Source organism: Sphaerimonospora mesophila (assembly GCF_001417795.1).
Taxonomy (GTDB): Bacteria; Actinomycetota; Actinomycetes; order Streptosporangiales; family Streptosporangiaceae; genus Sphaerimonospora; species Sphaerimonospora mesophila.
Genome location: NZ_BCBX01000046.1, coordinates 72,486 through 94,240, shown reverse-complemented (window position 1 = coordinate 94,240; position 21,755 = coordinate 72,486). Strand labels below are relative to the sequence as shown.

Sequence of the window (21,755 nt, the reverse complement as noted above, 5' to 3'; positions counted from 1 at the left end):
GCCTCACCTGCGCTGCCGAGGTCAGAATCAGTTTCCTCTAGACCTTGACACCGCGTCCGCCCTCTGGGCGGACGCGGTGGGAACGGGGTGTCTAAGCGATGGAGCCGGTCCAGAGGCGGATGGCGTTCCGGTAGACCGTGTACAACTCACCATCGAAGTACGGCGAGACGCCGGTGTCGTACCGATTGTCGCCATCGGTGTCGGAAACGCTGATCGTGATGCCGTTGAGATAGCCGGTACGGCTGTCGCTCGTGTAACGGGTCAGCCACGGGGATCCGAGAGAGCCTTCACCGGTGAACGGGGAGTCCACGCCGATGGGCTGGTCCGCGCGGAGGCCCGTGACCTTCATCGCGAACGTCGATCCGGTCGACCGTCCGAGGGTCTCGCCCGTGTAGGGCTGAGTGCCGTCGGGGTTGGGGCCGGCGGGATAACCGAAGACGTCGGCCGTGGGCGCGAGCGGCTGGTTGAACGCGAGCCCCTGGCCGCCGACGTTGTCGGCCAGCTTCCCGACATTGGTCAGCATGTCCGGAGCAGAGGAGACGACACCGTTGTACACGTTGACGAAGGCGTAGTCTCGGTCAAAATCCCGGATGTCGTCGAAGTCATAGTGAGCGACGCCCTGCTTCCCGACATACAGGCCGAACGGGGTCATGCCCTCGGAGTAGTCGGGGACGAAAACCCACTTGGCGAGTGGGCCGGCCGGGGCTTCGATGTCCAACAGGCAGTGACCTGCTGTCGCTACGACGTTCCGGTAGGTCGAATGCACAGCCGTGCCGGTGCACCAGTGCGGCTGGAGGTCGCTGCCGATGAAGAACACCTTGCCCAAGGTTGTGGGCATCCTCCCCTCCGGCGAGGTCGGCCCCTCCAGCGGCGGGATAGAACCCGAGGGGCCGTCCGGAACGATGTCCGCGGGCAGGCGTTCCCCGCCGACCGCGGTCTGCACGGCGTACGGCGTGGCGTTCCTCAGGTTGGCGGCGCCGTCGGCGAGCCAGAACCTCGCGACCTGCTGGGCCGCCGTCACCGTGGGAGCCAACGGGACGACCACCGCACTCACGGCGTGTGCCGGCTCGGTGATGACAGCGGAACCCAACACGCTCAGGCCGAGACCTAACGCGATCAGTGCACGCCTCAAGGTCGATCTCCCGTCCAGTCGTGGGGCCTCTTCGCGCCCTGTCAGCGTGGAGAACCGGCCGATCAACACGGCCGGCGAACGGCAAGATCGTAACCTTGACGGGGACTCTGGCTCCAGAAGATTTAGATCACATGTTCGATACAAGGGAGGTTCGATGGGCCATCAGCCCCTGACTTCGAAGACCGCTGTCAACGGACGCCAGATGCCGGCCCCGGCACTAATTTCGTGATCTTCCGGCGGAGGGCTGCCGGTGTTGGTGATCATGTCGGATGTCGATCTCGGAGTTGCTCGCGGTTCTCTTCCCCCACCTGGCCGGCCTGCAGATCGACCAGTTGCACCGGTCCGGCAGATCGATACGGATCCAGGCCAGAACCCACACCACGCAGGCGGCGTGCCCACAATGCGGGATGAGCTCCCAACGTGGCACAGCCGCTACGAGCGACGGGTGTGCGACACCGCGATCAGCGGCCAGGAGACCATGCTTCACCTGCGCGTACGACGGTTTCGGTGCGGCGATGACAACTGCGCCGCGAAAACCTTCGCCGAGCAGGTGCCCGGGCTGACCGTCCACTACGGTAGTTACAGCGTCCCGCTCCGCACGCTGCTGCAGACGATCGCGCTGGCCTTGGGCGGCCGGGTCGGCGCCCGGCTCACCCAACGCCTGGCCGCCGCGGTCAGCCGGATGACGCTGATCCGGCTGATCCGATCCCTGCCCGACCCTGAACCCGACAGCGGCCCCCAGGTGCTGGGCGTGGACGACTTCGCCCTGCGCCGCGGTCACACCCACGGCACGATCCTGATCGACATCGCCACCAGCCGACAGGTCGACGTGCTACCCGAGAGGTCAGCCGATGCGCTGGCCGCCGGGCTGTCGGCCGTCTGCTGCCCTGGATCGCTCGAACATGGAGTGAGCAGAGCTGTGCGGGTAAGGGGTTATGGGCAGACGTTTTGATAGGGCTTGTCGCGCAGGTACTGCACCCAATTGTCTTTACTCATGCGGCTTCCTGTGAGAGCACAGATAGCGGAGAACGGATCAGACGAGCCAATCACGCGTCCAAACGGGGCCCTTAAGGTCAGGATCATGAAACTCAGCAGCCCATACCTCATCAGCCGGAACCGCGGGGCTCTTGGTGAGATGCACCTCAGCCCTCATCGAATTCACGCTGTCCCGGAGTGGAGCCTCCCTCTGAGACAAAGAAGCAACATCGATCTCACTCATGGAGGGAGAGTAGCGCCAGGTGGGGACAGTTCGGAGAGCGTTGCCGTCACTGGAGATCAAAAACACCCCGGAGCTTGGATGCTCGGGGCGTTTTGGCTGTTCAAAGATTGTGGTCAGGGGCAGGGTCGAACTGCCGACCTTCCGCTTTTCAGGCGGAACAATCACCCTGCTCCCCCGGCTCCTCCTGAGGTCAGCGGTGCTCCTCGGATGTCGACGCGCGCTCATGGTGGCCCACGTTGTCGTCAGCGTTGTCGTCACACCCGGCGTGCCGCTCAAGAATCTCGATGGCTTGGAGTACGTCGGCGACGACGTGGTCGGCCTGGTGGTCGACACCGGGCCAGGTTCCACGGTCGACCCAGATCGTCCGGAGACCGGTGGCGCGCCCGCCGGCTATGTCGGCGGTGGGGTTGTCGCCGATCATCCATCCGCCCTCGGCGAGCATCACGCCGCAACGCTTGGCCGCGATCTCGAACAGACCGGCCTCGGGCTTGCGGATGCCCTCGGCTCCCGACAGCGCGTAGGCGTCGACGGCATTGGCCAACCCGGTCTGCTGGATCTTGCCGAGTTGGTTATCCGCCATACCGTTCGTGACGATCGCGACTCGCCACCCGGAAGTGCGTAGCCGGGCCAGGCCGCCCAGTACCTCGGGCCGACAGCGCACGATGTACGGCATGCGTCTTCGGTAGCGGCCCCACAGCTCCTCGACGGGGTCAGGCAGGGCGAAACGCTCACGGACCTTGGTGAAGAACACTTCTCGGTGCGGGTAGCCGGTCTGGTCGAGCTCGCTCAGCCAATCAACCGCCTCGGGTCCCAAGCCATGTTGGTCGGTGAACTCCCCGATCCACACCCGGAATGCCTCGTCGAGGTCTACGAGGGTGTTGTCCAGGTCGAAGAGTGCGAGCCGTTGCACGACGTCACCGTATAACCAGTGCCGCGGTGCTGTGCAGCCCACCGGCAGAAAGCCGCCTGGTTGTCCGTCGGCAAGCAGACCCGAACCGCATAGGCGCCAGGCCTGGGGGCGGAAAACATGCGGCAGCGAACCGTGCCATCCGTTAAACGGAACTAATGTGGCGACCGTCCTGACTTGAGTAGTTCATCCCGTAATAGCGCATTCAATCGTCACTAAGAGTGACGGTGATCGTCTAATTGGGCTATGACGCTCTGATAGCTGTCTGGAACGTGTGAAACTGACGAGCCGGATTATGCGATACATCAGTAACCGGCACTGCGGAACAACTTCACATCGGACGGATATCCATGGTCGCGACGAATCCCCCTAAGCCGCTGCTCGACAAGGCCGCCGAGGCTGTGGCGCGTTTCGGCAAGACGGCTACCGTCAAGCTGAACGGTGGCGGTCAGCCGGAAGATCAGCTTCGTGCGCCGATGGAGAGACTCTTCGCGGACATGGCCGAAGCTCTGGGCGTCTCTCTCGTGATGATCGGAGAGACCTCGCTGGCCTCGCTCGGGGTACGTCCTGACTACGCTGTCAATGTCGCCGGCGCGAGGGTGGGCTATGTCGAACTCAAGGCTCCTGGCCGGGGGGTTCCGTCCACCTGGACGCCGAACAAGCACGAAAGGACCCAGTGGGAGAAGCTACGGCTGCTGCCGAACGTGCTCTACACCGACGGCGGCCTGTGGGCGTTATACCGCGATGGGGAACTGATCGGTCAGGTCGCCAGGCTCAACGGGGATGTCCGTACGGCGGGTAGCAAGCTCACACCGTTCGACGGGGAGTTCGCCCGGGTCATCTCCGATTTCCTGCTGTGGAAGCCGAACCCTCCGCGCAACATTCGCCAGCTCGTGCGCGCGGTGGCCGGGTTGTGCAAGCTCCTGCGTAGCGAGGTCATGGAGACCATCGACCGTGAACAGCGGGGCGAGGAGACCCAGAAGGTCTTCACCGAGCTTAAGAGGGATTGGCGTAAGTTGCTGTTCCCCGATCTAAAGCATGGGGAGTTCGCCGACGCCTACGCCCAGACGGTCACGTTCGCGCTGCTGCTCGCCCGTGTCGATGGGATCGCCTTCGAGGGCCGCGGCCTGGGGCAGATCGCCGCGCAGCTCGGCAAGAACCACTCGCTGATGGGCAAGGCGCTGGCCGTGCTCACGCATGATGCGGTGGAGGGCCGGAGCGTCGTAGTGGAGACCCTCAAGCGGGTGATCGGTGCCGTGGACTGGGACCAGGTCAGCGACGGCTCGGCGGACTCCTACCTTCACCTCTACGAACACTTCCTGGAGATCTACGACTCTGACCTTCGCAAACAGAGCGGGTCGTACTACACCCCCAACGAGGTCGTCTCGTTCATGGTCCGCTTCGTCGACGACATCTTGCGCGACAAGTTCGGGCGTGAGGGCGGTTTCGCCGCTGACGACGTCGTCGTTGTCGACCCTGCTATGGGTACGGGAACCTTCCTGTTGAACATCGTCGACAACGTCGCCCAGACCGTGGAAGACGAGGAAGGTAAGGGTGCCGTCCCCGGCCAGCTTAAGAAGCTGTTCGGTCGGCTCATCGGCATGGAGCGGCAGGCCGGGCCGTACGCGGTGGCCGAGCTCCGGCTGAACCAAGCGCTGAAGTCCAAGCATGGCGCCGAGATCGCCGAAACGGACCAGAAGCTCTACGTTGCCGACACCCTGGACAGTCCGTTCGAGAACACACATCTCGATCTCGGCTCGATGTATGCGCCGATCGTGCGCTCCCGCCGGGAGGCGAACCGGGTCAAGCGGGAGACTCCGGTCAAGGTGGTGATCGGCAACCCGCCATACCGGGAGCAGGCCAAGGGGATGGGCGGCTGGATCGAGCAAGGCGCGGAAAACTCCGGGCACGGTATCCCGTTACGGGACTTTAAAGCCGAGGGGCTCGGCAGGTACGAGTATGTGCTGTCCAACCTGTATGTGTACTTCTGGCGGTGGGCGACGTGGAAAGTTTTCGACGCTCATCCCGATCAGCCGGCCGGGATCGTGGCGTTCATCACCACCTCGGGTTTCACGACCGGTCCAGGGTTCGCCGGTATGCGGGAGTATCTGCGCCGGACGTCTGACGAGGGATGGATCATCAATCTCTCGCCAGAAGGGCACCAACCTGATGTGTCGACGCGGGTCTTTCCCGGTGTTCAGCAGCCGCTCTGCATCGGCGTGTTCGTCCGGTACGGCGCGGGTAGCCGGGAGACGCCCGCACTGATCCACTACGTGAGCGTGTCAGGGCACCGCTCTGAAAAGTTCGCCCGACTGGCGCGACTCGCTCTCGATGGGCCGGACTGGGAAAACTGCGCGACCGGCTGGCAAGACCGGCTCCAGCCCGCCGGAACAGACGACTGGCTGAGCTATCCGTCCCTCGGGGATCTCATGCCCTGGCGCGCACCGGGCGTCAAGCCGAACCGTACCTGGGTCTATGACCCGAACCCGGAAATCCTTCGTGACCGCTGGGATCGGCTGATTAAGGCCCCTGCCGATGACAAGAAGGTCTTGTTCAAGGAGAGCGACGCTCGCAAAATCGACAGTGTGATACAGCCGATCTTCGGCTTCGTTGACCACCGTGGGCTGATCAAGGATGAGACCGGCCCCCTGCCTGCCCCGATCCGGATCGCCTATCGGTCCTTCGATCGGCAATGGGTAATCCCGGATACACGTGTCCAGGAGCGCCCTCGTCCTGAGCTGTGGCAAGTGGCGGGCCACGAACAGATATTCACCATCGAGCAGCACGCTCAACCACTGGGAGACGGTCCGGGGTTGGTCTTTTCTGCCTTCGTCCCCGACATGGACCATTTCAAGGGTAGTGCTGGCGGTCGTGTGTTACCGCTCTATCGGGACCGCGCGGCCGGAACAGCGAACCTCGCACCCGGCCTGGTTCGCCTGCTGTCTCAGCGCCTCGGCCTGCCCATCACGGCTCCGGATGTGCTGGCCTACATCGCGGCGGTGACCTCGCATGGTGGCTATACGGCGCGCTTCGTCGAGGACCTGCGGACTCCCGGTGTGCGTGTGCCTCTCACCGCTGATCCGGAACTGTGGGCGAATGCCGTACGGCTCGGGAAGCGGGTGCTCTGGCTGCACACCTATGGTGAACGCTTCGCCGATCCTGCTAAGGGCCGCCCTACGGGTCCGCCCCGCCCGGCCGCTGATCAGCGCGCAAAAGTTCACGTGGCGATTCCGGGGACGGTAGAGGAGATGCCCGATGACATCTCCTACGATGCCGCGACGGCAACCCTCAATGTCGGCGCCGGTCGCATCTCGCCTGTCCGTCCTGAAGTCTGGGCGTACGAAGTTTCCGGGATGAAGGTCGTCAAGAAATGGTTCGGCTACCGGAAGAAGAACCCGGCCGGGCGGAAGTCCTCGCCCCTCGACGACATCCACACCAAGGAATGGCCCGCCGTGTTCACCACGGAACTCCTTCAACTCCTCCACGTCCTCACGCTCTGTGTGGAGCTGGAGCCCGAGCAGGCCGGCCTACTAGAGCGGATCTGTGACGGCCCCCTCGTCACGGTGGCCGATCTGGAGCAAGCGAACGTCTTCCCGGTTCCCGCCAGTGCTCGTAAAGCTCCTGCTGCCGAGTCACCCGAGGCACCGACCTTGCTGTGAACGGACGCGAGCGGTCATCTCCTCGTCGGGCAGGCGTAGCCATGTCGGGCCGGACGCTCGGGGTCAAGCCGTTGTTCGCGTGTACATGGTCCCGGTGACCTTCCTCGCCTGCTGGTTGGCCTGCCCGCACTCGACGGCTTGACCTCGGGCGGCTGGTCTGGCATCCCTCGGGATGGCCGGCGAGGGGATGACCGCTCGCTCACCCGTACCTTTCCGGCTCATCTCTGAGGAGGGCCGGGGGTGCAGGGGGCGGAGCCCCTTGCGGTTCTTCCCCTGCTCCTCGGTGGAAGGGTCTGCGCCGTCCTGGTCCTGCTGCTGGGCCGGGACTCTTCCTTCGTCCGGGGTGCTCGTCTTGGTGGCTGGGGAGCGCGCGGGCGGCGTCGGCCGGGACCGGCCGAAGAGCCGCAGCCCGGCCGGCTGGCCGACCGGCGCGCGACGCGGGCCGCCGTAGGCGGACCGCCTTGAAGACGTAGAGAAAGTTCTCATCCGTCACTCCAGCACAGTAAATGATCTTGTTGAATCTCTGGTTGCCGGCGTTCGTTCCTGGAGTGATTGCGCCCCCGCAGACGGTCACTCGGGGGAAGTGGTCTGCGAGGGCGCCGGGGACCCGCTGGCGAGGGAGGGTTCCGTCAGCGGGGGTTGTGGGGATCGGTTCGCCGTTGGTCTGGAGTCTGTGTTGCTGATGAGGTCCGATAGTTCGTGATGATGCGTGTGTCGAGTTCTTTGGCGGTGTGGGCGGTGAGGGTGATGGTGCGGCCGTGGAGGGCGAACCATCGGTGTGTGAACGGGTCGTGGAGGAATGCCCAGGTGGGGTAGCGCTGGCGGAGGGTGTGGAGCGCCTGTTCGGGGCGGGGGGTGCTCATGCGTCAGCGGCTGGGGGTAGTTCGGCCCAGACGGTTCGGCCGGTGGCGTCGCCTTTGACGCCCCAAGTGAGGGTGAGGGCGGTGACGAGGTGGAGTCCTCGGCCGCCTTCACGGTCGTGGTGGGGGTTGGGTTCGCCGAAGGTGGCGGGTCCGCCTTGGTCTTCTATTTCCATGTAGATGGTGCCATCGGGGCGTTGGTCGATGGTGGCGGTGAAGGTGCCGCCGGTGTTGCCGGTGCGGGTGTGTGTGACGGCGTTGGTGGCGAGTTCGCTGACGATGAGTTCGGCGTCGGGGTGGTTCGGTAGGTGTGCCCTGACGAAGTGGCGGGCCTGGCGCACCTGGCTTGTGTGTCCGGGGAAAGTTCGGTGCCATCGGGCAGCGCTTGGGGGGCTGCTGTGGTGCGGAGTCATGGCGGTTCACCTCGCGTTCGGGCAGGTCAGAACGGTGACCCTTGCGGATGATACTCAAAGTACTAGTATAAGATTTGAAGTACAAGTTACTTGAAGTACTTGCGTCGCATAATGAGTACTGATCTCGTAGGAGCTGCGATGAAGGAGGCTGCCCATGTTCGGGCTGATGGTCCGATTCACCTGTAAAGACCCGGAAAGCGCCCAGGCGTTCGACCGGCTCACCGAGACCACGATCAACAAGATCCGAGATGGCGAACCAGGAACGCTGGTCTACGCGGCCCATTGCGTCGACGGCCATCCGCTTCAACGAATCTTCTACGAGCTGTACCACGACCGGGCAGCCTTCGACGCTCACGAGGAACAGCCACACACCCGGCACTTCCTCTCAGCACGTGAAGAACTGCTGACCTCGGTCGAGGTTGATTGGCTGGAACTGCACGCCGGCAAGGGAACGACAGCGTGAGCACGGAGTATCAACGGGCGCTGGGGCGGCGCATCGCCCAGGAACGCAAACGGCGCGGCCTGTCCCAACCGGAGCTGGCCCGCCTGATCGACCGGTCGGTTGCGTGGGTGTCCCAGGTGGAACGCGGGGTCCGGAAAATCGACCGCATGTCGGTGCTGGAAAAGGTCGCCGAAGCTCTGGACGTGCCTTTGTCGGAGCTGGCCGCAGAGGCGCCGGTGGTCGCCGCGACCGTCGAGGAGATCCCCGGGACGGCCGGTCTGCGGCTGGTGCTGTCAGGCGCTCACTCGTTGCGGGCGATGCTGCACGCGGCGCCCGTGCCGCCCACCGCGGAGGTCAGGCCACGAGTTGACCGTGCGTGGGAGCTGACGCACGAAAGCCGGTACGTCGAGCTGGCCGACCTGTTGCGCGGGTTGGTGCCCGCGCTGGAGACCGCCGTGCGCTCCGCCCCGCCAGAACGTAGGGCGGAGCTGTTCGAGCTGCTCGCGATGACCTATCAGGCGTGCTCGGCCGCGCTCGCCAAACTCGGCGAGCCTGAGGCCGCGTGGATCGCCGCTGATCGGGCGATCGTCGCCGCGGAACGTGCGGGCGACCCGCTGATGATGGCGGCCGGCGCTTTCCGGCTCGGTCTGGTCTTCCTGGGAGCACGGCACTTCGACCAGGTAGAGGAGACCGCGCGGACCGCATGCGAGGCGTTGTGGTTCCTTGCCGACCAGGGCAAGCCTGAAGCGATGTCGCTGTGGGGCGGGCTGACCCTGCAGCGGGCGGTGGCCGCCTCTCGCCTGAACGCGGCGGACACGGCGTATCAGCACCTGGCGCGCGCCCGGGAGATCGCTGAACGGCTCGGCGACGGTCGCAACGACTACAACACCGAGTTCGGGCCGGTCAACGTCCTGCTTCATGAGGTGGCGGTGGCGGTCGAGCTGGGGGATGCCGGTCATGCGCTGCGGGTCGGGGCGGCAGCCGACACCTCGACGTTGTCACCGGAGCGGCGTGCTCGTCTCCATGTCGATCTGGCTCGGGCGCATGCCCAGCGTCGACAGGTGTCTGAGGCCGTTGCCGCGCTGCTGGAGGCTGAGGAGATCACTCCGGAGCAGATACGGAACCACCGAATCCCCCGTCAGCTTGTGTCCGATTTGCTGACGATGCAAGACCCACCCTCGCCCGAGCTGCGAGAACTCGCCGACCGCGTCGGGGCGTAGAAAAAGTACGTGTCCTAATACTGAAAGTACTAGGCGAAACTCTTAGTGCGATGTAGCGTCTGTGGTGTGCCGGCGTTCTCCCTCTGCAAGAGGAGATCGACAGCACAGCTCAGACGCTTTTCGCGTTCCAGAGGCGGAAACGAACCAACCGCTCCTTGGAAGGCGGCAACACAGGCCACAAACAAAAGTGGCCTGAGCGGGAGACCCGCCCAGGCCCGGATGCGATCAGCACCCTAGTTGGCGCTTCGATGCTATCGCGCCCGGTTCTGAAGGCGTGCGTTCTCCCTCGTCACCACCGCCTGCACAGCAGGCACGACGAGAGGTGTGTTCAGCATGCGTACCATCCCGATCCCTGTGGACGTGGCCAAGCTCCACATCACCTGCGCCAAGGCCGCCCGGCCCCGCCTGGTCAACAAGGAGACCGGCGAGATCAAGCGCGACCGCGACGGCAACACGATGTACGAGATCACGCTGTTGATCGAGGACGCCCACGGCCGCATGGAGCTGGTCAAGGTCACCACCACGCCCGAGCCGCCGGTCTCACCCGGAGACGAGATCATCCCGGTCGGCATGGTCGGCTACGTCTGGGAACAGAACGGCCGGTGGGGCATCTCCTACCGCGCACAGTCCTTCATCCCGGCCAACGCCACGGCACCGGCGGGGGTGAACTGATGCCCGACATCCCCCGCCCGCTGCTCCTGCTTCTGGCCGCGCTGGTCGCACTGCTGGCCTGGCGGCGGTGGGCGCCGGTCTCGTACTGGTACCTGCTGGTCTTCCCCCGCAAAGCCGTGTGGCTGCGCTGGACCTGGCGGCACGTGGCCTCCGGCTGCGGCCTCACCAAAAAGCGGCACCGTTGGTGGTTCACCACCGTTCCCGGCCTGGTCGCCTCGACCGGCGTCGTCCGCGTCAAACGGCGCTTCCAACGGGTCGCCGTCGACACCAAACCCTGGATGAGCCTGCCCCGCCCGGTACGGCACGGCTTCCGCATCACCTTCCACCTCCTCGACGGTCAGATTCCCGACGACTACGCCAAGGTGTGCGATCGGCTCGCGCACGCCTGGAGGATCGAAGCCGTGCGCGTGGTCGGCTGTCGGCCCGGCCGCGTCACCCTCCAGGGAATCAACCGCGACCCTTTGGCCCACGCCACCCCCGCCCTGCCACCCGTTGAGCCGGCCGAGGGGTGGCAGGCGGCAGACCTGCTCCGCCCGGTGGTCGGGGTGCTGGAGACCGGCGCGGCCTGGCGCATGGACCTTCGGCTGATCCCGCATTGGATGAACGCGGGCGCGACCCAATCGGGCAAGTCCAACCTGATCAACGCGCTCATCGTCGGCCTGGCCCCGCAACCGGTCGCCCTGGTCGGTGTCGATCTCAAAGGCGGCGTCGAGCTGTCACCGTACGCACCACGGTTGACCACGCTGGCCACCACGCGGGGTGAGTGCGTGCGCCTGCTGGCCGACCTGATCGCGGTCATGGGCGCCCGCATGCTGGCCTGCCGCTACGCCGGTGTCCGCGACATCTGGCACCTGCCCGACGCCTGTCGGCCCATCCCGGTCGTGGTCGTGGTCGATGAGCTGGCCGAGCTGTACCTGACCGCCGACAAGGCCGAAAAGGACGAGGTCACCCGCACGGCTACCGCCCTTTTGCGGATCGCCCAGCTCGGGCGCGCGTTCGGGATCCACCTGGTCCTGTCCGGTCAGCGGATCGGCTCCGACCTCGGCCCCGGCGTGACCGCGCTCCGTGCTCAGATCGGTGGCCGGATCTGCCACCGGGTCAACGACCCCGAAACCGCCATGATGACCCTCGGCGACCTCGACCCTGACGCCCTGGTCGCCGCCCGGTCGATCCCGCCGGAGTTGCCCGGCGTGGCCGTGGTCACCGGAAGCGACGGCCGCTGGTCTCGCGCCCGCTCCGGCTACGTCTCCACCACCGCTGCCGAGCAGGCCGCCGACGCCTTCGCCCACCTGACCCCCTCCTGGGCGCAGGTCGCCAGTTCCGGCCTCGGTCACGAACTCCCGCACGCGGGAAACCCGCAACTCGCCGCCTGATCACCATGCCCGCATGCAGAAGGGAGGAACCTCTATGGGCGCGATCGTGTCCCGCCTGGCCGTACGGCTCGCCGACTCCGGGCCGGTCGTCGTCCTGGCCGCCATCGCCGGAGCGGGCAGCTTCACCCACATCCGCGACACGGCCGCCGCCAGCGGCCAAACCGGCTGGATGTCCTGGGCCGTGGCCGTGTGCGTCGACCTCACCTGTGTCATGGCCGCACGGGAACGCCAGCGGGACAAGAAGGCCGGACGGGTACGGCGGGGCCTGATCTCCTGGCCAACCCTCGTCCTCGTCGCCGGCATCGTCCTGTCCCTGGCCGCCAACCTCCACCAAGCCGAACCGACCATCTGGGGCTGGCTGTCCGCTGCCACACCAGCCGGGGCGTTCCTGGTCGCGGTGTCGATGCTCGAACGCCGCGCATCCGGCCCCCGCCTCGACCCCACCCCGGCCTCGGACCTGGTCCCGTCTTCGACCACCGTCCCGGCGTCCTCGACCGTCCCCGCCTCGTCCCCGGCACCGGCCCTGCCATTTTCGGCGGGCGGTGGCTCGTCCTCCGTCCCGGCGGCCGTCCCCACCGATGAGGACGGCAAGGACGACGCTCCGGGACCGTCCCCGGCGCTGGTCGACTACGCCCGGCGCGTGGCCGACGAACACCACGCCAAGCACGGCAAGCCGATCACCCGTGACCTGTTGCGCGCCCGGCTGGGCGTGTCCAACCAACTCGCCTCCGACCTGCTGCGCACCCTGCGCACCGCACCCGACGCCCTGTGAGAGGAGAACCACCCATGCCCAGTGACAAGCAACACACCGCCGAGCACCGCGCGGCCGTCATCGCCGGCTTGCGCGCCCTGGCCGACTACCTGACCGCCAACCCGGCCATCCCACTACCGATCAACCCGATCACGGTCGCCTACTTCCCCGGGCGCGGGGCCGACACCCAGATGTGCGCCGAGATCGACCGCATCGCCTCACTCCTCGGCGCACCCGTCGACTCCACGCACCTCGACGACTGGGGCCAGTACATGACCGGCCTGGAGTTCGGACCCGTCCACTACGAGGCCACCGCCGTCCTGGCCGACGCCCGCGCCCGGCATGAGGCCCTGACCACCTACACCGACTGCGTCATCCCCGATACCGACACCACCAACGGCCCGGCCCACGCCGCCTGACAGACGAGGAGACAACAGATCATGCGTATCCGCATCGAGGGCACCAACGCCGAAGTCGCCTACACGATCAGCAAGCTCCGCGCGATCCTCCCGATCGGCCAGATCTCACCGATCACGCCGGTCGGCCGCAGGCCGCACACCTGGCGCGTGTTCGTCCGTACCGCGCCCAAGCGCGCACGCAGGTGGACCGCATGACCACGGGCGACGACCAGCACGAGCAGCAGGGCCAGGCCGCCAAACCCGTCGACATCCCGGCCGAGATCCCGGTCACGCGCTGGCGGTGCTGTCACTGCGGCGGGGCCGGAGTCGACAGCCACGGCGAGACCTGCCGCCACTGCGAGGGCCTCGGCTTCTACTGACCGCCAGATCGCAGCGCCCCCGGCGTGACCACACATCCGCCAAGACGTCCGTCACGTCGGGGGCCATCCCGAACCGAACCTCACCAGCCCGGAAGGGACACACCCCATCATGCCAACCACTCACGCCATGGCCGGACTCATCACCCGGCTCAACGACCCGCACTACGCCCGATGGGCCGCCCAGATCCGCCGTACCGGCGGCTGCCGACAGCCGATCCACCTACACGGCAAGGTCGAGCACTACGACCGCGCCACCGGGGACCTCCTGCACCGCTACACCACCAACAGCGAGCCTGACGGCCTGCTGCGCGTGCCCTGCAAGACCCGCCGCGCCTCCCGCTGCCCCTCCTGCGCCGAGACCTACCGCGCCGACACCTACCACCTCGTGCGCGCGGGCCTCATCGGTGGCAAGGGCGTCCCGGAGAGCGTGACGGCGCACCCGTGCCTGTTCGTCACGCTCACCGCACCGTCCTTCGGCCCGGTTCACACCCGGCGAGAGAAGAACGGCACGGTCCTGCCCTGCCACGCGCGCCGCGACGCTCCCACCTGCCCGCACGGCCGCGCCCTGTCCTGCACCACCCGGCACGGCTCCGACGATGCGTGCCTGGGTGAGCCGCTGTGCCCGGACTGCTACGACTACTCCGGCTCGGTGCTGTTCAACGCCACCGCCCCCGAACTGTGGCGCCGCTTCACCATGGCGCTTCGCCGACACCTGGCCAAGCTCGCCGGGCTCACCCAAAAGGACCTCGCCGCCCACCTCGTCGTCTCCTTCGCCAAGGTCGCCGAGTACCAGCGGCGTGGTGTCGTCCACTTCCACGCCGTGATCCGCCTCGACGGCCCGGACGGTCCCACCTCCCCGCCCCCGGCCTGGGCAACGGCGGACCTGCTCGCCGCCGCCGTACGGCACGCCGCCTCGGCCGTCACAGTCACCATCCCCGCACTCGACGGCGAACCGGCCCGTGTCCTGCGCTGGGGGGATCAGCTCGACGTCCGGCGGATCACCATGGACGGCGAGCTGACCGATCAGGCCGTGGCCGGCTACATCTCCAAGTACGCCACCAAGGCGGCCGAATGCGTCGGCACCCTGGACCGGCGCATCCAACCCCTCGACGATCTCGCCGCGCTGCCCATCCGCGACCACGCCCGACGCCTGATCGCCGAATGCCTGCGCCTCGGCTCATTCGAAGAGTTGGCCGACCTCCGGCTGACCCACTGGGCACACATGCTCGGCTTCCGCGGCCACTTCTCCACCAAATCCCGCCGCTACTCCACGACCCTCGGCGCGCTCCGCGAGGCACGGGCCGCACACAAGCGCGAGGAACAGATCAACACGGGACGACTCCCGCTCTTCGACGAGGACACCGTCCTCGTGATCGCCCACTGGCAATACGCCGGACAGGGCCTCTCCGCCGGTGACGCCCTCCTCGCCGCCGCCCTGACCGGCACACGCCTGCCGTCTGCCCACTCAACCCGTTCGGAGGACTCGCATGGATGACCTCGTGCTCACCGTCGACGAGGCCGCGGAACGGCTTCGTGTCAGCCGGTGGACCCTCTACACCCTGATCCGCTCCAACCAGCTCAAGACCATCAAGATCGGCCGTCGTCGCCTCGTCCCCGTCGACTCCCTTGCCGAATGCATCGACTACCTGAAGGCGGTGGCGTAATGGCCAAGACCATGCTCGGCACTCCTGACGAGGAGCCGAAGAGCCGCAAGCCGCGCAAGACGCGGAAGCGCTCCAACGGTGAAGGAACCATCGTCCAGCGCAAGGATGGACGCTACGAGGCGAAGGTCTTCGTCCCAACCACAGCGGGCACGATCAAGCGCGTCAGCGTGTACGGCAAGACCCGTGAGGAGTGCCACGCCAAGTTCGTTGCCCTCAAGTCACAGGCCGACCAGGGCATCCCCGTTGCCGCAGAGAGCTGGACCGTTGGCGACTACCTGGCCTACTGGCTGGAGCACGTCGTCAAGGCCGAGCGACGTCCCAAGACCGTGCAGGGGTACGAGGGAGTTATCCGGCGGTACCTCGTGCCGACCCTCGGCCGGAAGCGTCTGGACAAGCTCAACGCGGCTGAGGTCCGCCAGTTCGTGACCTCGCTCCGTACCGGCTGCCAGTGCTGCCAGCGGGGATGGGACAAGCTCCGGAAGCCGTCGGAGTGCTGCGCCAAGAAGGGCGGCGAGTGCTGCGAATACAAGATCGAGGCTCGGATGGTCCAGTTCATCCATGCGGTCCTGCGGAACGCTCTGGAGAGCGCGGTTCGGGAAGAGATCATTGCGCGCAACGTCGCGAAGCTCGTCAAGGTCTCGCCGCCCAAGTACAAGGTCAATCGGGGTCTGACCGTTCCGCAGGCTCGTGCGCTGCTGAAGGCCACGCAGGGTCACCGCCTCGGCGCGCTCTACGTCCTGGCGGTCTGCCTCGGACTGCGGCGCGGCGAGCTCCTCGGACTCCGCTGGGAAGATGTCGACCTGGAAGCGGGAACGCTCGAAGTCGTTCAGACCCTCCAGCGGGTCGGCGGCCGGCTCCAGTTCGTCAAGCCCAAGACTGAAGACTCGGAGCGCACCGTCCCGCTTCCGCCCATCTGCATCGAGGCACTCAAGAAGCACCGCAAGCGGCAGTTCGCCGAGCGTGCCGACCATTGGCTCGACTGGGAGGATCACGGCCTCGTCTTCCCTTCACGGCGCGGAACTCCGATGGAGCCGGACAACCTACGGCGAAGCTGGGGCGAGATCCGCAAGGCGGCCGGGCTCGGAAGCGTGCGGCTTCACGACCTCCGCCACACCTGTGTGAGCCTCCTGCTTGACCTGGGCATACCGCCTCATATCGTCCGTGAGATCGTCGGGCACTCCGACATCGAGGTCACGATGACGATCTACGCGCATACCTCCCTCGACGAGAAGCGCGCGGCCCTCGGCAAGCTAGGTGACGCCCTACACCGGTAAGCCGCCTTCGCAGAGGCGCCCTGGACTACCTCCAGGGCGCCTCTTGCTATCTCAGCCCATCAAATTCTCAGGTCCATGGGGCCGACGAACAATGCGGCTAGTCAAGGGCAGGCCATCGACTATTCCCAATGTGACTTCATATTCCGTCTCTGCCTTGTCGACAAGCGCGATAACCCAGGTCTCTTGCTCTACATCGTGATCTTCTGACACCAGTCGAAGGGTCTCGAGATCCAGGCCGTAAGCCTTCGAGATCGCCCACTGCGCACGAAAGATCGCTTCATCTCGGCCCAACGGAGAGTCATTACACGGCAGCCCTGTGGTGTGCATCCGAGATCTCATGAGCCGAACGAGGTTCTTGAACGCGTCATAGGCCGTAGAACCAGCGACACCAGAACCAACCCACTCAGCCACCTGGAGAATTACCGAGTAGCCAGAGCTGCTGGTTCCCCAATTGAAAGAATCCTGCCGAAACTCCAGATCATGGGACACACGCTCATCGCCCTGCCACGCGAGGCGATCGACCTCACGAAGGAGCCAATCACGGGTCCAGGCCGGCCCCTCAAGGTCAGGATCATCAAACTCGACAGCCCACACCTCGCGAGCAGGAACCGAAGGGTGCGCAGTGAGGTGCACCTCGACCCTCATCGAAACCACGCTGTCTTGGAGCGGAGCTTCGGCCCCGGAGAGAGAAGCGTCACTTGTTGTCTCACTCATGGAGCGAGGGTAGCGCCAGGAGAGGACAGTTCTGGGCGCGTTGTCGTCAGGGTTGTCGTCAAAGCCCAACGAGAACGCCCCGTCCGTGATCGGATCGGGGCGTTTTGGCTGTTCAAAGATAGTGGTCAGGGGCAGGGTCGAACTGCCGACCTTCCGCTTTTCAGGCGGACGCTCGTACCAACTGAGCTACCTGACCTCGGCGGTTCCGCCGTGCGCGGTCCTGACGGGACTTGAACCCGCGACCTCCACCTTGACAGGGTGGCGAGCACTCCAAACTGCTCTACAGGACCTCTGTGTCCGGAAGATTTCGCTTCCGTGTTGTTCGGCTTGCCTAGCTTACCAGTTCCCCGGAGGTCTTCGACCTCTCGTTTTCCCGGTGAGCCGGAACCCGCACGTGCCCCCAACGGGATTCGAACCCGTGCCGCCGCCTTGAAAGGGCGGTGTCCTAGGCCGCTAGACGATGGGGGCTCAGGGACGTTGCCCTGTTCCGTGACGCCTTCCGTCGGAGACCTCTGAAGCATAGGGGACGTTTGCCCCTGATGCCAAAGCGGACGGCGACGGCGAGCCGGTGATCGTTCCCGCTGGCGACGGGATCTCTTTCGACTCCGGGAAAATTGTACGGCCAGGCTCCGACTCCAGGTGACGCTCCACCTGGATCGACTGTTCGCCCAGGCCGCCGACGGTGATGTCGTCCCAGGCCTCCAGCCTGTGGGTGGTCTTGCTGAAGTAGAGCACCGAGGCCGTGAGCGGGGTCGGCTCGTCGTGTTCGAGGCCGCGCAGGCCGGCGCCTCCGGTGGAGCCCTGGACCATCAGTCGGGTCTCCGTGGGCAGCACCTCGGTCGAGCGCTGGTGGGCGTGACCGGACAGCACGAGCGGGACGACCCCCGAGAACCCGCGGCCCACATTCGGGTCGTGCACCGCCACGACATCGGCGACGATCTTCTCTGGCGCCGGGGCCGAGGGCGACGGTGACGGAGATGGCGACAAAGACGGTGACGGTGAAGACGACGATGAAGACGACGGCGTTGGCGATGGTGATGGTGAGATCGGCTCCGGAGGCGCGAACCGGGCGGCGTGTCCACGACCGAGCGCGTAGAGCGCCTCGTTGGAACCCCCCTCCACCTGTACGGACTTGTCCGGAGTGAACCGCGGATCGCCGAGGCCGTAGATGCGCAGCCCCTTGACCGTTGCCGCCTTGTCGTCCAGCACGATCGCGTTCTTCTGCTTGGCCACCGCCCGCTGGGTCTTCTTCGAGTCGTGGTTGCCGCGCACGAAGACGTACGGCACGCCGAGACGGCCGATCTCGTTGACGTACTCGTTCTCGGCCTTGGTGCCGTGGTCGCTGATGTCGCCCGTGTCGATGATCAGATCTGCCTTGAACTGATCCTTCAGTGATCTGATCACGTTCCAGCCGATCGGATTGATGTGCAGATCGGAGACGTGCAGCACCCGGATCATCTCGGGGTCGGGATCGAAGATCGGCAGCGTGGACCCGGCCTCGTAGAGCTGCGACACGTTGGTGACCAGCTTGGCGAGCTGCCCGCGATACTCAGAGAACCGGCTCACGATCGACTCGGCGCTGCCGATCAGGGACGGAACACCCGTCAGCAGGCCCGTGTAACGCGGCTCGGCGACGGAACGGGGATTGAACGTCAGCGCCGACAGCCCGCCGAGGACGACGACCATGGTCAGCGAGGCGGCCGCGGTCCAGGCGGCCCGGGAGAGGCGGCGGAAGACGACCAGCCCGGTGAGGAAGGCGGCGCCGACAGCGAACAGCACCGCCCGGATGGCGAGTGTGCGCAGCCCTTCGATCGCGTCCCGCTCGATCGTCTCGGGCAGACGGTCGGCCCACCGGGGATCATTGATGATCTCCTGCGCCAACTCCGGATGGACCGCCTCGATCGTGAGGTGGAGCCGTACCGGACTGTTGTGCGTGTCGAAGTTCAGCGTGCCGAGCGGGCGGACGTCCACGATGGTCTCGCCGGTCCAGGAAGGGGCCACCGACATCCCGATGTCCGCCGGTCCGACGGAGGTCTGCGCGGAGGCGCCGAGCGCCAGGCCCAGCCATCCCCCGATGACGGCGGCCAGGACGACAGCCGCGATCTGCGCCGTACGGCCGCCGGCCAGCCGTCGCACGGCCTCCTTCCACGCCAAGATCTTCATTGCCTTTCTCTTTACCCGGATTCACCGACAGCCGCGCTCGCATGCCCGACAAAATCAGCGACAAACCATGCTCGAACGAGGCGTCGCTCTGGGGGGCTCCCCGATCTCCTCGAGGACGGCCCGCAGGTAAGGGTAGGGCGCAAGCTCCTCGCCCATCCGGCCTTCTTCGTCTTTCCGGGCTTCCTCGGTCAGCCCCCGCTCCCGGTCGGCCTGCTCTTCGAGAACGGAGCCACCCAGGGAACACGCAAGCGTACCCAATCCCCACGTCGCATCGGTACTCGTGAAGCCGACGCGGACCAGTGACTCCAGGATCAACTCCACCGTGCCGAGCGTCCTGCTCCCGGGATGAGTCCCGGCGGTGACTCGCGCTCCTTCGCGGTGGGAGTTGAGCGCACGCCGCCGCCCCCTCACCCAGTCCGCCGGCCACTCCTGCCACGCTTGGCGGCGATCCTCGCGCCGTTGGCCGTACGGCGCCACCGTACGGCGACATCCCGATGGCGGGCCCGGCCCGGAGCCAGGATCGCCATGAACGCGGGGACCCAGGCTCGCCATGGCGGGGACGCGATGCCACGATGGGGGCGTGATCGACGTCCCGCTGAAGAGGTTCGAGGAGCTCGTGGCCGACGCGCTGGACACGATCCCGCCGGAGCTGGCCAAGCTGATGGACAACGTCGTGGTCGTCGTGGTGGACGATCCGCCCGAGCCGGGGCTTCTCGGGCTGTACACCGGCATCCCGCTGACAGAGCGCGGCGACTGGTATTCGGGAGTCCTGCCGGACCGCATCGAGATCTACCGCAATCCCACGCTGGAGATCTGCGAGACCGAGGACGAAGTGGTCGAAGAGGTGATGATCACCGTCGTTCATGAGATCGCCCATCATTTCGGCATCGACGATGCGCGGCTCCACGAACTCGGCTGGTGACCCGGCCCGGCTGACGACCCGGCCCGGTTGATGACTCGGCCTGATTGACGATCCGGCCCGATTGACGACCGAACTCGGCTCGGTGACCCGGGCCGACCCGTGACCGAACCCGGTTGGTGACCGGACTCCGTTGGTGACCGGCTTGCAATCCGCCGTACGGCCCGGCACTGTAAGTAACACAATGACCACGGTACGTCAGGCATGGGCGATAGGCGGGTCACAGATGAGCCGATGCCGGCGCCGGTGGTCGTTTCGACGGAGCAGCAGGAGCGCATCGGAGTGAGATGGCGGCCACGAAGCCCGGTACCGGCAGGCTCTCAGGCAGGCATCGCCGTCCGCCCGAGCCTCGCGTCACCTACGGTGAGGTCGTCTCGGTCAGGGAGTTCCGCGCGCTGTGGTTCGGGCAGATCCTGTCGCTGCTCGGCGACCAGCTCGCCCAGGTGGCACTTGCCGTCCTCGTCTACCACCGCACCGAGTCCGCCCTCGCCACGGCCGCCGTCTACGCGCTGACCTATCTGCCGCCCATCGTCGGCGGGCCGCTGCTGGCCGGGCTGGCCGACCGTTACCCGCGCAGGCGGGTCATGCTGTGCTGCGATCTCCTGCGTGCCCTGCTGCTCGCGGTGATGGCGGTGCCCGGGATGCCGTTCGCCGTGCTCTGCGTGCTCGTCTTCTGCGTGGTGCTGCTCGGCGCGCCGTTCTCGGCGGCCCGCGCCGCGTTGCTGCCCGAGGTGCTGGAGGGCGACCGCTACGTGGTGGGATCCGCTCTCCAGAACGTGACCAACCAGGCCGTCCAGATGCTCGGCTTCGCCGTCGGCGGGGCGGTCATCGCGAGCCTGGGGCCGTACCGCGCGCTCGCGCTGGACTGCTCGACGTTCCTCGCCTCCGCGCTGGCGATCGTCGCCGGCGTGCGGCGCCGCCCCGCGCCGCTGCGGGACGACGGCGATGGGCGGCCGTCGGTGTGGGCGATGACGAGGGACGGGGCGCGGCTCGTCTTCGGGGACCGGCGACTGCGCACGCTCGTCGGGTTCGCCTGGCTGTGCGGGTTCTACGTGCTGCCGGAGGGCATCGCGGTGCCGTACGCGACCGAGCTCGACGACGGCACGCTGTCGGTCCCGGTGATCACCGGGCTGCTGATGGCCGCGATGCCGGCGGGAACGGTCGTCGGGGCGTTCCTGTTCGGGCGCTTCGTCACGCCGACGGGGCGGCTGCGCGGGATGGGGTGGCTCGCCATGCTGACCTGCGCGCCCCTCGTGCTGTGCGCGATGGATCCGCCGCTGCCGGCCGTCCTGGCGCTCTGGGCGCTTTCCGGCGTCGGCGGCGCCTACCAGTTGGCGGCGAACGCCGCTTTCGTCCAATGCGTTCCACCGGCCGGGCGTGGCCAGGCGTTCGGACTCGTGCAGTCAGGCCTGCTGGCCGCCCAGGGCATCGGCATTCTCCTCGGCGGCGTGGCCGCCCAGGAACTCGGTCCAGAGCCCGTGATCGCGCTGGCCGGCGTGGCCGGACTCTCCGTCGCGGCCATGCTGACCATGCTCTGGACCGGTTCCCGCAGAGAGATCATCGCCAAGGTCCGGGCCACCACCGGGGCCTGAGGG

At 66.6% G+C, this 21,755-nt stretch carries 21 protein-coding genes and 3 tRNA genes; 15 read left to right on the top strand and 9 right to left on the bottom strand.

Annotation, left to right across the window (positions count from 1 at the left end; all coding sequences use genetic code 11):
• Positions 1–91: 91 nt before the first annotated feature.
• The gene (locus AP234_RS27045; protein ID WP_063843103.1) at positions 92–1,132 is read right to left on the bottom strand and encodes a trypsin-like serine peptidase; all 1,041 of its coding nucleotides are present in this window, start codon (positions 1,130–1,132) and stop codon (positions 92–94) included.
• A gap of 391 nt (positions 1,133–1,523) precedes the next feature.
• On the opposite strand from AP234_RS27045, the gene AP234_RS27040 reads away from it, so the two are divergent.
• Positions 1,524–2,084 carry a hypothetical protein gene (locus tag AP234_RS27040; RefSeq protein WP_152990646.1) on the top strand — a complete coding sequence of 187 codons (561 nt, stop codon included), beginning with the start codon at positions 1,524–1,526 and terminating at the stop codon, positions 2,082–2,084.
• Between the two features lie 457 nt (positions 2,085–2,541).
• Here AP234_RS27040 and AP234_RS27035 read toward each other — a convergent pair whose 3' ends face one another.
• Entirely contained in the window at positions 2,542–3,261 is a 720-nt protein-coding gene (locus tag AP234_RS27035) for an HAD family hydrolase (protein WP_083502481.1), read from the bottom strand.
• A gap of 347 nt (positions 3,262–3,608) precedes the next feature.
• On the opposite strand from AP234_RS27035, the gene AP234_RS27030 reads away from it, so the two are divergent.
• A complete protein-coding gene (locus tag AP234_RS27030) occupies positions 3,609–6,917 on the top strand; it encodes a type ISP restriction/modification enzyme (protein ID WP_055482553.1) in 3,309 nt (1,102 codons plus the stop codon).
• 859 nt (positions 6,918–7,776) lie between these two features.
• Here AP234_RS27030 and AP234_RS27025 read toward each other — a convergent pair.
• On the bottom strand, positions 7,777–8,118 hold the full coding sequence (locus AP234_RS27025; protein WP_055482552.1) for an ATP-binding protein: 342 nt from the start codon (positions 8,116–8,118) through the stop codon (positions 7,777–7,779).
• Between the two features lie 226 nt (positions 8,119–8,344).
• Here AP234_RS27025 and AP234_RS27020 point away from each other — a divergent pair, with 226 nt between their 5' ends.
• The 11 genes from AP234_RS27020 to AP234_RS26985 all read left to right on the top strand — a co-directional run bounded on the left by AP234_RS27020 (position 8,345) and on the right by AP234_RS26985 (position 16,364).
• Complete coding sequence (locus AP234_RS27020; protein ID WP_055482551.1) at positions 8,345–8,653, top strand: antibiotic biosynthesis monooxygenase; 309 nt, start codon at positions 8,345–8,347, stop codon at positions 8,651–8,653.
• Complete coding sequence (locus AP234_RS27015) at positions 8,650–9,852, top strand: helix-turn-helix domain-containing protein (RefSeq protein WP_055482550.1); 1,203 nt, start codon at positions 8,650–8,652, stop codon at positions 9,850–9,852. Before AP234_RS27020 ends, AP234_RS27015 begins: the two co-directional genes overlap by 4 nt.
• 333 nt (positions 9,853–10,185) lie before the next feature.
• The gene (locus AP234_RS27010; RefSeq protein ID WP_055482620.1) at positions 10,186–10,524 is read left to right on the top strand and encodes a hypothetical protein; all 339 of its coding nucleotides are present in this window, start codon (positions 10,186–10,188) and stop codon (positions 10,522–10,524) included.
• Positions 10,524–11,897 (top strand): FtsK/SpoIIIE domain-containing protein, encoded by a 1,374-nt coding sequence (locus tag AP234_RS27005; RefSeq protein WP_055482549.1) that lies wholly within the window; start codon positions 10,524–10,526, stop codon positions 11,895–11,897. The genes AP234_RS27010 and AP234_RS27005 overlap by 1 nt, the downstream gene beginning before the upstream one ends.
• Before the next feature lie 13 nt (positions 11,898–11,910).
• Entirely contained in the window at positions 11,911–12,669 is a 759-nt protein-coding gene (locus tag AP234_RS27000) for a DUF2637 domain-containing protein (RefSeq protein ID WP_235558399.1), read from the top strand.
• 14 nt (positions 12,670–12,683) lie between these two features.
• Complete coding sequence (locus tag AP234_RS26995) at positions 12,684–13,067, top strand: hypothetical protein (protein WP_055482548.1); 384 nt, start codon at positions 12,684–12,686, stop codon at positions 13,065–13,067.
• Between the two features lie 21 nt (positions 13,068–13,088).
• On the top strand, positions 13,089–13,262 hold the full coding sequence (locus tag AP234_RS37410) for a hypothetical protein (protein ID WP_160330496.1): 174 nt from the start codon (positions 13,089–13,091) through the stop codon (positions 13,260–13,262).
• A complete protein-coding gene (locus AP234_RS37405; RefSeq protein ID WP_160330495.1) occupies positions 13,259–13,426 on the top strand; it encodes a hypothetical protein in 168 nt (55 codons plus the stop codon). The genes AP234_RS37410 and AP234_RS37405 overlap by 4 nt, the downstream gene beginning before the upstream one ends.
• Before the next feature lie 109 nt (positions 13,427–13,535).
• A complete protein-coding gene (locus AP234_RS26990; RefSeq protein ID WP_055482547.1) occupies positions 13,536–14,921 on the top strand; it encodes a replication initiator in 1,386 nt (461 codons plus the stop codon).
• Positions 14,914–15,090: a helix-turn-helix domain-containing protein gene (locus tag AP234_RS35365; protein WP_083502479.1), complete on the top strand. Its 177-nt coding sequence runs from the start codon at positions 14,914–14,916 to the stop codon at positions 15,088–15,090. Before AP234_RS26990 ends, AP234_RS35365 begins: the two co-directional genes overlap by 8 nt.
• Positions 15,090–16,364 (top strand): tyrosine-type recombinase/integrase, encoded by a 1,275-nt coding sequence (locus AP234_RS26985; RefSeq protein ID WP_083502478.1) that lies wholly within the window; start codon positions 15,090–15,092, stop codon positions 16,362–16,364. Before AP234_RS35365 ends, AP234_RS26985 begins: the two co-directional genes overlap by 1 nt.
• Positions 16,365–16,415: 51 nt before the next feature.
• Here the strand turns inward: AP234_RS26985 and AP234_RS36660 are convergent, their stop codons facing one another.
• From AP234_RS36660 to AP234_RS35360, 6 genes are all read right to left on the bottom strand, one after another.
• Positions 16,416–17,078, bottom strand: coding sequence for a hypothetical protein (locus AP234_RS36660; RefSeq protein WP_152990645.1), 663 nt, complete (start codon positions 17,076–17,078; stop codon positions 16,416–16,418).
• Between the two features lie 122 nt (positions 17,079–17,200).
• Positions 17,201–17,274 (bottom strand) — tRNA-Phe (locus AP234_RS26980).
• 19 nt (positions 17,275–17,293) lie between these two features.
• Positions 17,294–17,368 (bottom strand) — tRNA-Asp (locus AP234_RS26975).
• Positions 17,369–17,473: 105 nt separating this feature from the next.
• Positions 17,474–17,546 (bottom strand) — tRNA-Glu (locus tag AP234_RS26970).
• The gene (locus tag AP234_RS26965) at positions 17,547–19,241 is read right to left on the bottom strand and encodes a metallophosphoesterase family protein (RefSeq protein WP_083502477.1); all 1,695 of its coding nucleotides are present in this window, start codon (positions 19,239–19,241) and stop codon (positions 17,547–17,549) included.
• Positions 19,242–19,295: 54 nt separating this feature from the next.
• On the bottom strand, positions 19,296–19,793 hold the full coding sequence (locus tag AP234_RS35360) for a TetR/AcrR family transcriptional regulator C-terminal domain-containing protein (protein WP_083502476.1): 498 nt from the start codon (positions 19,791–19,793) through the stop codon (positions 19,296–19,298).
• On the opposite strand from AP234_RS35360, the gene AP234_RS26955 reads away from it, so the two are divergent.
• Both AP234_RS26955 and AP234_RS26950 read left to right on the top strand, forming a co-directional pair.
• On the top strand, positions 19,792–20,163 hold the full coding sequence (locus tag AP234_RS26955; protein ID WP_431999116.1) for a metallopeptidase family protein: 372 nt from the start codon (positions 19,792–19,794) through the stop codon (positions 20,161–20,163). The two genes, AP234_RS35360 and AP234_RS26955, sit on opposite strands and share 2 nt — an antisense overlap.
• 284 nt (positions 20,164–20,447) lie before the next feature.
• Positions 20,448–21,752, top strand: coding sequence for an MFS transporter (locus AP234_RS26950; RefSeq protein WP_055482544.1), 1,305 nt, complete (start codon positions 20,448–20,450; stop codon positions 21,750–21,752).
• The last annotated feature ends 3 nt before the right edge of the window (positions 21,753–21,755 follow it).